This is a genomic window from Micromonospora yongxingensis (assembly GCF_052601155.1).
The window spans coordinates 18,746-31,721 of the sequence record NZ_JBQXEO010000030.1 but is presented as its reverse complement, the minus strand read 5'-3'; the positions used below and the strand labels follow the sequence as shown (position 1 = coordinate 31,721).

The window sequence follows — 12,976 nt, the reverse complement described above, 5'->3', positions numbered from 1 at the left end:
ATGCGAGCTCGCAGGGACCACACGTTGAAGGTCATCAGGGGGGCGAAGGCCGGGGCTCCCGGCCGGGCTCCGCAGCGTCGGATCGTTCCCCGGCAGCTTCCCCGGGCGACGGAGCCGATCGACGACCTGCTGCGGCGGCTCGACCAGGAACCGGTCGAGGACCCGACGGAGTTCGACGATCCGGTGGGTGGGGACGACCCGGCGAGCGCGGACGGCACGCAGGAGGAGCCCTCCGGTGGGCGCGTCACGGACGAGCCGGGAAGGGCCGGGACGGCGGGACGGCGACGTGTCTCCATCGTCGTGCTCGTGGTGCTCCTGGCCGCGGCGCTCGGCGCCGCCGGCGTCACCGGCCGCCAGTGGTACGTCGAGCGGGCGACGGAGCAGGCCCGGCAGGCGGCCCTCTCGGCGGCCAGACAGGCCAGCGTCAACTTCGTCTCGGTCAGCGCGGCCAGCGTCGACCGGGACATCCAGCGGATCACGACCGGTGCCACCGGCGACTTCCGGGACGAGTTCACCCGGGGGCAGTCGCAGGTGCGCGCCGCGGTCGTGGAGAACAAGGTCGACTCGCGCGGGTCGGTGCTCCGGGCCGGGCTGGTCTCCGGGGATCGTCGTCGGGCGGTCGTGCTGGTGGCCGTCGACGCCACCGTCAAGAACGTCAAGGCACCCGAGGGGCGGCCGTCGCACTACCGGATCCAGCTCGACCTGGTGCGCGACCGGGAATCCGGCCGGTGGCTCGTGTCCCGACTGCAGTTCGTCGGCTGAGAGGGGGAGGACCGATGGGTAACCTGATCGAATTCGTGCGACGGCCGCGCGTACCCCGGCGGCGCCGGATGCGGCTCGTCCCGGTGCTGGCCGTCGCGATCGTGCTCGCGGCCGCCGTCGCCGGTCTCGGATGGTGGGGTGACCACCGGGCCGGTCAGCGGGACACGGCCGTACGGCAGGCGTTGGCCACCGCTCCCGCCGCCGCCAAGGCGATCTTCTCCTACGACTACCGCACGTTCGACGACAGCGTGGCCAACGGCCGAACCTTCGCCACCGGCTCGTTCGGCAGGGAGTACGAGCAGACCACGGCGGCGTTGAAGCAGACCGCGGCCGCGCAGCAGGCTGTCGTCGCGGCGGAGGTGTCCGCGACGGGTGTGGTGACCGCCACAGCGGAACGGGTCGAGCTGCTCGTGTACCTCAACCAGTACCGGCGCAACGTGAACACGGCCGGGGAGAAGGTCGACCAGAATCGGGTGGTGCTCACCCTGGTCCCGGTCGACGGGGAGTGGAAGGTGGCCAGGGCGGAGGCCATCTGACCGGCGGTCGCCCGCTGGCTCCGGACCGGGCGGGGGAGCCTCGTGACCTGCTTTGGAGCCGGAAAGCGCTAGGCTCCTGGCGTGATTGACGTGCAGGACAGCGGGAGCGACGAGCGGCTGCGCCGCATCGAGGCGGTCACCGACGCCGCGCTCTCCCAGCTCGACGTCAACGACCTCATGGAGGAGCTCCTCGAGCGTGTCCGAGAGGTGCTGAAAGTGGAAACGGCGGCCATCCTGCTGCTGGACGTGCACGCCCAGCAGTTCGTGGCCGCCGCGACGAAGGGGATGGGGGAGGAGATCCGGCAGGGGGCTCGGGTCCCCGTCGGCCACGGCCTCGCGGGTCGGATCGCCCGGGAGAAGCAACCCGTCATACTGCCCGACCTCGCCGCCGCCGACGACCCGGTTCTGTTCGGCCGCGGAGCCCGCTCGCTGTTGGGTGTGCCCATGTTCGCCCACGGGGAGGTGATCGGCGTCATTCACGTCGGCCGCCGGGCACCGCACCAGTTCACCGACGCCGACGTTCAGCTGCTGCAACTCGCCGCGGACCGGGCGAGCCTCGCCACCCGGACCAGGGCCAGTGGCCTCGACCGCACCGCCGCCCTCGCACTGCAACGCAGCCTGCTGCCCACCCACCTGCCGGACGCGCCCGGCGTGGACATGGCCGCCCGCTACGTGCCCGGTCACGACGCCGGCGTGGGCGGCGACTGGTACGACGTCTTCACGCTCCCGTCCGGCTGGCTGGGCGTCGTCATCGGTGACGTGTCCGGACACGGGCTGCGCTCGGCGGTCGTCATGGGTCGCCTCCGCAGTGCGCTGCGCGCCTACGCGCTGGTCTGCGACGACCCGGCCAGTGCGCTGACGCTGCTCGACCGCAAGATCCACCACTTCGAGGCCGGGAGTCTGGCCACGGTCCTCTACGCCATGATCTCCCCGGACCGCGCCACCATTCAGGTGTCCCTCGCCGGGCACCTGCAACCCATCCTGGCTTCGCCAGGACGCCCGGCCGAGCCGCTGACCATCCCGGTCGATCTTCCACTGGGTATCGGGCCGCGCCAGCCGGCCCGCCGGTGCACCGAGGTGGCGTTCCCGTCCGACGCCGTACTGGTCTGCTACACCGACGGGCTCGTCGAACGCCGGGGCGAGATCATCGACGTCGGCGTCGAACGGCTTCGCGCGGCGGTCGAACCAGGCTCCGCCGAGAAGGTCTGCGCCCGCATCATGAGCATGCTCGCCGGCAAACAGGCCACCGACGACATCGCCCTGCTCGCCATCCACACCGCCGACCGGATTCTCCCTGAGCCGCGCAACCCGGAGGCCGCGGCATGAGTACCGGTTTCGTGCATCCCGCCCTGTTCTACGCCGATCACGAGGAGTACCTGGCCGGGACGGTGCCGTTCATCCGGGCCGGTCTCGACGCCGACGAGCCGGTCATGGTCGCCGTGCCGGGGGACAACCTCGACCGCATCCGCACCGCTCTCGGCAGCGACGCGGCCCGGGTCCAGCTGCACGACATGAGCGTGGCCGGGCGCAATCCCGGGCGAATCCTCCCGGGCGTCCTGTTCGCCTTCGCCGCCGCCAACGCCGGAAAGCGTGTACGCATCATCGGCGAACCCATCTGGGCCGGCCGAAGCGAGACCGAGTACCCCGCCTGTGCGCAGCACGAGGCCCTCATCAACGCCGCGTTCGCCGGCCGGCCGGCCACCATCCTCTGCCCCTACGACACCGGCAGCCTGGAGCGGAGCTGGCTCGACGACGCCTACCGCACCCATCCCGTCCTGCAGATGGGCGGTGTGTCGTGGGAGAGCCCGGACTACGACGACCCGATCGCCGTGGCCGCGGGGTTCAACCTGCCGTTGCAGGAGCCGCCCCCCGAGGCGATCGTCATCGCCATCGATCTCCCGGCTCTCCCGGCCATCCGTCGGCTGGTGACCGCCGAGGCCGTAGCGGCTGGTCTGCCCCCGGACCGGGTCTCCGACCTGACCCTGGCGGTCAACGAACTGGCCACGAACACGATCAGGCACACCGCCGCCGGCGGCTCCCTCGCGGTCTGGACCGACCCGAAGAGGCTGATCTGCCAGTTCAGCGACACCGGGCACATCGCGAATCCGCTCGCCGGGCGGATTCCAGTGCCGCCGCAGCAGCCCGGCAGTCGAGGCCTCGTGCTGGTCAACCAACTCTGCGATCTGGTACGCGTCCACACCGTGCCCGGTGCCACCACCATCCGCCTGCACATGCACCGCTGAGGTCCGCGGGACGGCAGGGGCAGCCGGGCGGGGGATCGGCACTCAGAATGGCTGCGTGAGCCTGAAGATCGATCACATCTACGTGCCCGTCAAGTTCGACCTCGGCGGCACGTTGCAGGACGTGGAGCCGGCCGTTCCGCTGCTGGCCGGGTTGGGCGCCACCACCGTCGACGTGGTCGAGCACGAGGAGACCCGGGCCTACAACATCTCGTACCTCGCCACCCACCCCCCGGTGCTGCAACTCTCCCTCGGCACGTCGGCGGTGCGCGTCGGACACACCACCTGGGCCACCACCACCACAATCGTGATCTATCCGGCGCTGGGGGTGATCTCGGTGGACCTGCGGTTCGCCGCGCCAGAGCCGACGGCCGGCACCGAGGAGATCTGCCGGTTCTATGACGACCTGGTCCGCGAGAACACCCTCGACTACTTCCGGCACCTGCGCGACCTGGAGGTGTTCCCGGCGAACCTGGCAGGGCACCTGCGGGCGATCGAGGCCGAGCCCCGCGAACCGGGTGGCCTGAGGGTGTCCGCCCACGTCCAGGCGGTCCGCGCGATCCTGCAGGATTCACCCGGTTTCGAGCCACGGGAACGGTGCTACCCGTTTCAGAACATGCGGCAGTTCTTCGTGCTGCGCGGTCCGGAGGGCGGCGAGGACGAGCCGGTCGTGGAGTCCCTGCTGCGGCTCTCCGCGCTGCCGGTGACACCCGGTTCGGTGGCGGACGACGGTCCCCTGCGCCTGCGCGGCGTGGTGGTGCGCACGACGGGCTGGTCCACCGTGGCCGTCGTGCACGACGGGATCGAGGGCGGTCCGGCGACCGCCCGGATGGTCCAGGACATGTACGGGCAGATCCACGCCCAGTGGTTCTTCTGCCAGCTCTGGGTGGGGGTGGATCCGAATGACCACGACGAACTCGTCGGGCCGGGCCACTCACTCGGCGCGCGCATCACCCAGCTGGCCCGGGTGCAACTACAGCTCAGCCGAGGGCTGGCCGAGGTGGGCAACGTGGATCTGATGTACCGGGATCCGCTGCGGATCGCGGTGGCCACGTTCCTGATCGACGGCCTGCGGGTGCCCCGGCACCTCCAGGCCGCGCGGCAGCGCCTGGAACTGCTCCGCAGCAACCTGAGCCAGCTCTTCGGGTTGCAGACGGCGCTGTTCCAGCAGCGGTTGCAGTGGCTGTTCTCGATCACCGCGGTTGCCGGTGTCGCCGCGCTCCTGCCGGAGATGCTCCAGGTCGACAGCATGCGCTGGCGGGTCGTGACGGTCGCGCTGTTCGGCATGCTGGCGGTGTTCTGCTGGCTGCTGATTCGGCTGCTCGGACGCGCCGGCGTGCACGCGGGCCGAGCGAACCGCGCAGCCGGTCAGGCGACGGGCAGGCGGCCGCGGGTCGCCGTCGGGTGGGTCCGGCGGCGGCGCGGACGCTGACCGGCCCGTCGATTCTCAATTCAGCCCTTGCTGGATTCAGCATCGGCTGTATTGTGACGGGCATGCAGATGTTGACGCACGGCCAGGTGCTGGCCCGCTTCGGCCACGCCCTGTCCGACCCCGTGCGAGCGCGGCTGCTGCTGGCGCTGCGGGACGGCCCCGGATACCCCGCCGAGCTGGCCGAGCTGCTGGGCGCCACCCGGCAGAACGTGTCCAACCATCTCGCCTGCCTGCGCGGGTGTGGCCTGGTCGTCGCCGCTCCGGAGGGACGCCGCACCCGCTACGAGCTGGCGGACCCCCGCCTGACCCACGCCCTGGGAGACCTGCTGGGCCTGGTCCTCGCGGTCGACCCGGCGGCGTGCCCGACCTCCGTCGACGACGGGTGCTGCTGATGGTCACCCCGTTGCCGCTGGTGTCGCCTGGGCAGTCGCCGTCACGGCGGGCGACACTGACCCGGCGTGTGCGGCTGCTGGTGGCCGCGACCATCGCCTACAACACCGTCGAGGCCGTTGTGGCGATCACGGCCGGAGCCCTCGTCTCGTCGACCGCGCTGATCGGCTTCGGTCTGGACTCCGTCATCGAGGTGTCGTCGGCCGCGGCCGTGGCCTGGCAGTTCTCCGGCAGCGACCACGAGCGGCGCGAGCGGACCGCGCTTCGCATCATCGCGCTGTCGTTCTTCGGCCTGGCCGCCTACGTGACGGTGGAGTCCGTCCGGGCACTCCTCGGCGGCGACCGGGCCGAGCACTCCACGGTCGGGCTGGTGCTCGCCGCGGTGTCGCTCGCCGTGATGCCGGTCCTGTCCGCGGCGCAACGCCGCACCGGGCGTGAGCTCGGGTCGGCGTCGGCGGTGGCGGATTCGAAGCAGACGCTGCTCTGCACGTACCTGTCCGCGGTGCTGCTGGTCGGCCTGGCGGTCAACTCGCTGTTCGGCTGGTGGTGGGCCGACCCGGCCGCGGCCCTCGTGATCGCCGTGGTCGCGGTCAGGGAAGGCCGCGAGGCGTGGCGAGGGCGTCTCTGCTGCGCCCCGAGCTCAGCCACCGCACCCGGGGCGGCCGACTGCTCCGGGGGATGCTGCGCACCTGGGGAACAGCACTGAGGCCGGTCCCGCCTGCCTGGTGAGACGCCGAACGGTCGTCAACGTCGCAGGGTCGTGGACGGCGACTCACCGAAGCGCGCACGGTAGTCGGCGGCGAAGCGACCGAGGTGGACGAACCCGTGTTGCAGGGCAACGGTCGTCACGGACACCCCGGGAACGGTCGCTCGCAGCGCACGGTGGGCCGCGTACAGCCGGCACGCGCGCAGGTACGCCGTCGGCGTCGTCTGCAACTCCCGCCGGAAGCAGTCCTGCAGCGTCCGCACGCTCACCCGCAGAGCCTCCGCGACATCCCCGACCGTCAGGGCCTCGCCGTGGTGGTCGGTGATCAGGGCGCAGGCCTGACGGACGAGGCGCCCGGGGGCGGGGTGGCGTGGCGGTTCGGCGAGCAGGTCGGAATAGGTGTGCCGGTGGGCCAGCAACAACTGGGCGATGAGCCCCTGCTCGAAACGAGCGGCGACCTGGGGGTGGTCGAACAGCGACGCGTCCATGGGGTGTGCCAGCTCGTCGGCGAGGAAGTCCACACCGCGCGCCCACGCCCTCGCCGTGGGTGTGGTCATGGTCATGCCGATGTCGAAGCGGACCGGGCCGTCCACCGGGCGGCCCAGCAGGCGGGAGAGCTCCCGGTCGACGGTGCGCCGGTCGGCGTAGAAGATCCGGTGCGGTGAGCCTGCCGACCACTGCATGTCCGAGGCGTCGTACGGGGAGAGGACGGACGCGACGTCGGGTGTCGAGGTGACGCTGCGGCCGGCGTGCCGGACCACCGTGCCGCCACTGCGCGGGATCTGTACGAGGTAGAAGGTCTCCAGCGGAGTGGGCTGGATGCGTACGGCCTGCCCGTAGTCGAGGTCGATGACGCCCACGCCGCCCACCCGGTGGGCCGCCATCCGCAGCTGGACGCTGTGGACGCCCGACTGGGGCGTGAGGCGGTGCGCACAGAACACGCGACCCACCTCGGCCCGTGCCTGCTCGACGTCACGCGTCCGGATCGTCACGGCACCCATCCGACACCTCCCCGGCGTCCTGATGCGCTGACCCTAGGTGGCGACCGGGGTGACGGGGGTCGGAAAGGCGGCGACCCGACAAGGAGCAGGCCGGCTGCGCACGACGGACACATCCCGCGTGCGGCGGATAGCGGCCCATCGACGCTGCTGGTTAGCGTACGGACACCGCCGGCGCACCTGCTGCGGCGGTTCTCGTCCGCGGGTCACACCCCATCTCGGAGGCTGCCATGAGGATCGCCGTCGTCGGCGCCGGATTCGCCGGCCTGAGCGCAGCGAAGGTGTTGCGGCAGAGTGGCTTCCACGTCACCGTGTTCGAGAAGGCGCCCGACGTCGGTGGGGTGTGGAGTCGCACCCGCCGGTACCCCGGCCTCCGTACCCAGAACGACAAGGGCACCTACCACCTCTCCGACCTGCCCATGCCGGCGCGCTACCCGCAGTGGCCGACCGGCAAGCAGGTGCAGGAGTATCTGGAGCACTACGTGGACATGTTCGGGCTCGGCACAGCCCTGCGGCTCTCCACGGAGGTCGTCTCCGCCGAACTTCTCGACGACGAGACCGGGTGGCTGCTCGCGTCGCGGCCGGCGGGCGGCGGGGACCCGGTGACCATGGAGAGGTACGACCACCTCGTCGTCGCCAACGGCATCTTCTGCGATCCCCTCGTCCCGTCCTTCCCCGGCGCCGAGGACTTCACGGCCGCCGGCGGACGGGTCCTACCCGCGGGGGAGTTCCACGACCTCGCGGCGGCGCGGGGGAAGAACGTCGTCATCGTCGGGTACGGCAAGTCCTCCTGTGACGTGGCGATCCCCGTGAGCGATGTCGCCGCCCGGACCCACGTCGTCGCCCGCGAACTGCTCTGGAAGATGCCCAGGAAGCTCGGCGGCGCGCTCAACTACAAGTACCTCCTGCTCACCCGCATGGGTGAGGCGCTGTTCCGGTACATCACGCTGAAGGGCTTCGAGCGGTTCCTGCACGGTCCGGGCAACGGCCTGCGCCGCGGCATGCTCGACAGCGTCGGGTCGGTCGCGACCAGGCAGCTCAAGCTGCGTGAGCTGGGCCTCGTGCCGAACGGCAGCTTCCAGGACATCGCCCGCAGCACCGTCAGCCTCGTGACGGAGGGCTTCTTCGAGCGCGTCGCCGACGGCCGCATCAGCGTCCACCGGGACCGGACGATCAGCGATCTGCTGGTCGACGACGGTCGACCGGCCGCCCGTCTCGCCGACGGCACGGTGCTCGCCGCCGACCTCGTGATCTGTGGCACCGGCTTCCGGCAGCACGTGCCGTTCTTCGACGACGCGCTGCACGCCCGACTCCAGGACGACGCGGGCAACTTCATGCTGTACCGCCAGATCCTGCCGATCGACGTGCCACACCTGACGTTCGCCGGCTACAACTCCTCGTTCTTCAGCCCGCTCAGCGCGGAGATGGCCGCGGTCTGGACCGCCGCCTACCTGCGGGGCGGGATCACGCCGCCGCCGGTGGACCGGATGCGCGAGGAGGTCCGCGCGCGGGTGGCCTGGATGGCGGCGCGGACCGGAGGGCGGCACGCCCGAGGCACGAACGTCATCCCGTTCTCGATGCACAACATCGACGAGGTGCTCGACGAGCTCGGGCTCAACCTCGGCCGGCTGGCCCGGGCCCGGCAGTGGTTGCTGCCGGTCGACCCGCGTTCCTACCGGAGGGTGACGGCACGCATGATCCGGCGTACCGCCGACGAGGGCGCGACGGGTCGGGCCGAACCGGCACCGGCCCGCCGCGCCGCGCCCTGAGGGCCCGGCGGGCGAGTCGGCCGACGCGCTGGTTCACACGCCGTCGATCCGCCCCCGGGGGCGGTAACGTCGGCGAGCGCGAGCCTGTCCCGGATCCACGACACGAGGGGTGTACGGATGAACTGGACGCTGGAAGTGGTGATCGTGCCGGTCTCGGACGTGGACCGGGCCAAGGAGTTCTACGCCGAGCGGCTCGGCTTCACCGTGGACCACGACACCGTGATCAGTGACGACGCTCGGCTGGTGCAGCTGACCCCGCCGGGCTCCGGCTGCTCGGTGGTCATCGGCAAGGGAGCGGTGCCGGACATGCCGCCGGGCTCACTGAAAGGGCTGCAACTGGTGGTGCCCGACCTGCAGAAGGCCCGGGCGGAGCTGGTGGAGCGGGGCGTCGAGGTCAGCGAGATCCAGGTGCTGGGGGTCAACCCCCGACCGGTGCCGGACCCGTTGGACAACGTCGGTTTTGTCTTCTTCTCCGACCCGGACGGCAACGCCTGGGCGGTGCAGCAGATCTCCAGTCGGGCCTGAACCGTCGCGGGCGGACCCGAGGGTCCGCGCCGCCATAACCGCCAGAAAGGCGAATAACGTGGGATAAAATTCCCTCACAGGCGCATGAGGCTCGACGGTCCACGAGGAGGCCAGGGCGATGGCGGGGCAGATCACCGAGCACCGCTACCAGGCCCGGCGGCCGGACGTGCCCGTGCCGGCGGGCCTGGCCGGCAGCTGACCCGCTCCGTGCTGACGCGAGCATGGTCCCGGGGGCTGGGGGACAGCACGAGCCCGCGTGGGGCGACCGTTCTGGAACTGCTGTTCGACATCGTCTACGTCTTCGCGCTGGCCCGCCTCGCCGGGCGGGTCGCGGACGACCTGACCATCGTGCGGCACGCGCTGCTGTCCGAGGCGGGGCAGACGCTGCTGTTCTTCGCGGCGATGTGGATGATCTGGTCGCTGAACTCCCTGATGGCGAGCACGTACGACCCGCGCCGCACCGACATCCAGGTCGTCCTGCTGGCCACGATGTTCGGCACCCTGGTGCTCGCGGTCTCGCTGCCGCAGGCGTTCGGTCAGCGCGGGATGATCTTCGCCTGCACGTACGTCCTCATCCAGGTCGGCCGCCCGCTCTTCCTGACGTTGGCCCTGCGGGGCCACCCGATGTGGGAGGTCTCCGCCCGGGTGCTGACCTGGCACGCGGTGTCCGGCGTGCTCTGGATCGGCGGCGGCATCAGCGGAGGGCTCGGCCGCGGCGTCTTCTGGACCCTCGCCCTCGCCATCGAGGTTGCCGGGGCGGCAAGCAACTGGCCCGCGTTCGGGATTCGCGGGGCACGCCGTGACGCCCTGTCCAAGGTCTCCTACGTTCACCTCGCCGAGCGGTACAACCAGTTCTTCATGATCGCGCTCGCCGAGGTGGTGCTCGAAGCCGGTGCCGCCATCAGTTTTCCGGGCTTCTCCACCGAGCGGACCGCCACTCTCGTCGCCGCCTTCGTGGCGGTGGTGGCGTTCTGGCGGATCTACTTCTACCACATACGACCGGGCCGGGAGGCGACCGGCAGCCTCGCCGGGGAGGGCATGCAACTGTCCCGCTGGGCGAGCTTCAGCCTGCTGCTCATCGTCGGAGGCATCATCTGCACGGCGGTCGGCTTCGGGCAGGTCATCGAGGACCCCGACCCGCCGATCGACTGGGCGCTGGTGGTCATCATCTTCGGCGGCCCGGCGCTGTTCCTGATCGGGCGGACCTACCTGGAGAAGTTGTCCCCGACCGGGCCTCGCTGCCGGGTGCTGCTGGTCGGGGTGCTGCTGCTGGCCGTGGCGGCGCCACCCATGGTGTTCTTCCCGCCGGTCGCGGCGTCGGTCACCGCCGCCCTGATCCTGGCCGCGGTCGGCGTCGCCGACGGGTTCACCCATAAACGCGGAGCGGAGACGAATCCGCCGTTGTAGCGGGCGAGCGCGTCGAGTAGGTTTCCGGATACGCCGTCGAGCCGGGAGGAGGTCAGAACAATGTCCGATGTTCTGCGCCCCCTCCGCGCCTCGGCGTCCGCGCGGATCTGACCCGGGGCGCTCGCTTCCCGGAGGATCAATCCATGACCGATCTGGTCATCCGTCCGCTCGTCGCGGGCGAGGAAAACCTGTTCGACTCCATGTCCGATCCGCTGCCCCAACTGCGTCAGGTCGGCTACGCCGACGGGATCGCCGGCGGCGGTTACCGCCCCGAGCACACCTGGGTCGCCCTCCGCGGCGGCCGGGTGGTCGGCCGGGCGGCCTGGCTCCTCCCGCCCGGCGCCGTCGGTGCGCCCTGGCTGGAGCGGTTCGACCTGGACGCCGAGCCGGAGGTGGGCGCCGCACTGCTGCGCGCCGCCCACGAGGCGCTGGGCGGTCCCGGTCTGTACTACGCCGCCATGCCGGCGCACTGGCGGCGCCGGCCCGAGGTGCTGGGCGTGATGAGGGCGCCGCTGGCCGCGGCCCGGCTCGCCGGGCTGGTCGAGCGCGGGGAGCGGCTCAGATGCTCGTGGACGGGCACGCCGCTGCCGGCCACCTCCGGTCGGTACGTCTTCCGCCCGGCCACCGATTCGGCGGAGATCAACGCCCTGGTGGCCCGCATCGCCGAGCCGGACGTCCTGACCGGCGTGGAGATCGCGCGGCTGGTCCGGGGCGTCGACCTGGCCACCGACCCGCTGGCCTGGCTGGACGGGACGGCCGGCGACTGGCGGGTCGCGTTGGACGACGGCGAGCCGGTCGGACTGGTCGGGACGGCCGGGGACGCCTGCTACCCGCTCGTCGCCTACCTCGGTCTGCTCGACGAGGCCGTCCGGGCTGAGCTGCTGGCCGAGGCGGTGCGGGTGCTGGCCGCCGGCGGCGCCCGGGAGGTGATCGCCGACGTCGACGCCCACCGGGTGGCGGTGCTGGCGGAGCTGGAACGGACCGGCTTCCGGCAGTTGCGCGCGCGGGTCGCCTTCGCACCGGCAGCCGCTCCGGTGGCCGCCGCCGACCATCTGGACTAGCTGATCGGGGTACGCCCTGCCGCCACCAGGGCGTACCCGTCCCCACCGCCCCATCGATCGACGGCCCGGTGAGAGGATCTGCCGGTGCCGAAGATCCTTGCCAGCACCCACCAGCAGGCCTAGCGTCGATGGACCTGTTCGGTGTGCACCTCACCGTCCTCACCCTCTGCCTCGCCCTCGCCGTCGGCGGGCTGATGGTGCTCCTGTCGGCGGTCGTCGGGCTCTACCTCTGGCCGTTGCGCCGCCGTGCGCTGCGTGAGGCACCATCGCAACCGCTCGACTTCGCCTCCGCCACCCGGGCCGCCGAGGCCGTCGTGGCGGCCGAGGCCGCGGACCCGGGGGTCAGGCCGGAGTCCCGGAGCCGGTTGCTGAGCCACGGCACGCGTACCGGCAGGGTGGTGCTGCTGCTGCACGGGTACACCCTGGGGCCGGAACAGTACGACGAAGTGGCCCGGGAGTTCTTCGCCCGCGGCTACAACGTCTGGGTTCCGCGGGCACCCCACCACGGCACCGTCGACCGCCGGGCACACCACCGCGTCGAGGCGACTGAGCTGACCGCGTACGCCGCCCAGGCGTTGACCGTCGCGGCGGGTCTCGGCGACGAGGTGGGTGTCGTGGGGATCTCCGGCGGCGCGGTGCTGGCCGCCTGGTTGGCGCAGGTCCGCGGCGACGTCGTGCGCCGCCTCCTGCTGCTGTCGCCGTTCTTCGGCCCCGACCCACGTCAGGCTCCGGCGTTCGCCGTCAAACCGCTCATCGTGCTGTACGGGCGCCGCCTTCTGTCCGACCGCGTCACCTCGCGCGGCTACTCCTTCTCGGCGGTCACGCAGTACCTGACGATCGCCCGCAACCTCCCCGACCCGCCCCGGCGGACTGGTCTGCTGACCGCCGCGGTAGCGATGAGCCCGCTCGACGGGGTGGTGGATCCCGCCGCAGCGGTGACCGTGCCCCGCAGGATCGCCGAGGCCAGCGGCATCGAGCTACGCGTCCGCATGCTGCCGGAGGCGTTGGCCGTCCGCCACGATGTCCTCGACCTCGCCTCGCTCGGCGCCGACGGACCCGCGTTGCATCGGCTGTACGTGGCGCTCTACGAGGGAGAGCCGGCGCCGACCACCGGACTCGTCCGGACGACGAGCGCGGGCGAGTAACCGTC

Annotated in this window: 13 protein-coding genes; 12 read left to right on the top strand and 1 reads right to left on the bottom strand. The window is 71.6% G+C overall.

All coding sequences use genetic code 11. The features are described 5' to 3' along the window. The 7 genes from ACTWLT_RS27390 to ACTWLT_RS27360 all read left to right on the top strand — a co-directional run bounded on the left by ACTWLT_RS27390 (position 1) and on the right by ACTWLT_RS27360 (position 6,066). Positions 1–762 (top strand): Rv1363c family protein, encoded by a 762-nt coding sequence (locus ACTWLT_RS27390; RefSeq protein ID WP_445320815.1) that lies wholly within the window; start codon positions 1–3, stop codon positions 760–762. 14 nt (positions 763–776) lie between these two features. Further along, complete coding sequence (locus ACTWLT_RS27385; RefSeq protein WP_445320814.1) at positions 777–1,298, top strand: hypothetical protein; 522 nt, start codon at positions 777–779, stop codon at positions 1,296–1,298. Positions 1,299–1,379: 81 nt separating this feature from the next. Then, positions 1,380–2,624, top strand: a complete 1,245-nt coding sequence (locus tag ACTWLT_RS27380; protein WP_445320813.1) for a PP2C family protein-serine/threonine phosphatase — start codon at positions 1,380–1,382, stop codon at positions 2,622–2,624. Next, positions 2,621–3,541 (top strand): anti-sigma factor RsbA family regulatory protein, encoded by a 921-nt coding sequence (locus tag ACTWLT_RS27375; protein WP_445320812.1) that lies wholly within the window; start codon positions 2,621–2,623, stop codon positions 3,539–3,541. Before ACTWLT_RS27380 ends, ACTWLT_RS27375 begins: the two co-directional genes overlap by 4 nt. A 55-nt stretch (positions 3,542–3,596) precedes the next feature. Beyond that, positions 3,597–4,970, top strand: coding sequence for a hypothetical protein (locus ACTWLT_RS27370; protein ID WP_445320811.1), 1,374 nt, complete (start codon positions 3,597–3,599; stop codon positions 4,968–4,970). A 62-nt stretch (positions 4,971–5,032) separates the two neighbouring features. Then, positions 5,033–5,362, top strand: coding sequence for an ArsR/SmtB family transcription factor (locus ACTWLT_RS27365; protein ID WP_445320810.1), 330 nt, complete (start codon positions 5,033–5,035; stop codon positions 5,360–5,362). Continuing rightward, positions 5,362–6,066, top strand: coding sequence for a cation efflux transmembrane domain-containing protein (locus ACTWLT_RS27360; protein ID WP_445320856.1), 705 nt, complete (start codon positions 5,362–5,364; stop codon positions 6,064–6,066). Before ACTWLT_RS27365 ends, ACTWLT_RS27360 begins: the two co-directional genes overlap by 1 nt. Before the next feature lie 38 nt (positions 6,067–6,104). Here ACTWLT_RS27360 and ACTWLT_RS27355 read toward each other — a convergent pair whose 3' ends face one another. Further along, a complete protein-coding gene (locus tag ACTWLT_RS27355; RefSeq protein WP_445320809.1) occupies positions 6,105–7,067 on the bottom strand; it encodes an AraC family transcriptional regulator in 963 nt (320 codons plus the stop codon). A gap of 227 nt (positions 7,068–7,294) precedes the next feature. Here ACTWLT_RS27355 and ACTWLT_RS27350 point away from each other — a divergent pair, with 227 nt between their 5' ends. The 5 genes from ACTWLT_RS27350 to ACTWLT_RS27330 all read left to right on the top strand — a co-directional run bounded on the left by ACTWLT_RS27350 (position 7,295) and on the right by ACTWLT_RS27330 (position 12,971). Beyond that, positions 7,295–8,833 (top strand): flavin-containing monooxygenase, encoded by a 1,539-nt coding sequence (locus ACTWLT_RS27350; protein ID WP_445320808.1) that lies wholly within the window; start codon positions 7,295–7,297, stop codon positions 8,831–8,833. Positions 8,834–8,950: 117 nt separating this feature from the next. Continuing rightward, a complete protein-coding gene (locus ACTWLT_RS27345) occupies positions 8,951–9,358 on the top strand; it encodes a VOC family protein (protein WP_252415211.1) in 408 nt (135 codons plus the stop codon). 207 nt (positions 9,359–9,565) lie between these two features. Further along, on the top strand, positions 9,566–10,765 hold the full coding sequence (locus ACTWLT_RS27340; protein ID WP_445320807.1) for a low temperature requirement protein A: 1,200 nt from the start codon (positions 9,566–9,568) through the stop codon (positions 10,763–10,765). A 143-nt stretch (positions 10,766–10,908) separates the two neighbouring features. Next, positions 10,909–11,826 (top strand): acetyltransferase, encoded by a 918-nt coding sequence (locus ACTWLT_RS27335; protein WP_445320806.1) that lies wholly within the window; start codon positions 10,909–10,911, stop codon positions 11,824–11,826. Between the two features lie 128 nt (positions 11,827–11,954). Further along, positions 11,955–12,971 carry an alpha/beta hydrolase gene (locus ACTWLT_RS27330; protein ID WP_445320805.1) on the top strand — a complete coding sequence of 339 codons (1,017 nt, stop codon included), beginning with the start codon at positions 11,955–11,957 and terminating at the stop codon, positions 12,969–12,971. Positions 12,972–12,976 lie beyond the last annotated feature (5 nt).